We start from the raw sequence: 403 nt of genomic DNA on the forward strand, positions 1-403 counted from the left end.
CTGTCTGAATATTGGTGCATCTGCCCAGCAAAAGGTTAATGATACCGCGGTGGCTGCTTTTCAGAAACACCTCAATGCGGAATTTAAAGATCCTGAAAAATCTCCGTTACCGGAGAAGGAGCTGAAAAGCTTTAGATCTCTTGACTTTTTTCCTGCAGCGCCACAGTTTAGAGTGGAAGCTGAATTTGTGAGGACTCCAAATGAAGTTCCGTTCGAAATGCCTACCACTACAGATAGAAAACCGGTTTATGTGAAGTATGGAGAGGTATATTTTGAACTACAGGGAAAAGAGTATAAACTGAATGTCTATCAAAGCCAGGATCTTTCCCGGAAAGAAGAATATAAGGACTATCTGTTTTTACCTTTTACAGACCTCACCAATGGAGAAACTTCCTATTCCGGT

1 protein-coding gene is annotated in these 403 nt (G+C 41.4%); it reads left to right on the forward strand.

The genetic code is table 11. From position 1 onward, the window contains the following. Window positions 1-403 (forward strand): DUF1684 domain-containing protein (locus tag HC175_RS19700; RefSeq protein WP_168139807.1); only part of this gene is annotated, 403 nt, incomplete at both ends.

The organism is Salinimicrobium oceani (genome assembly GCF_012037645.1).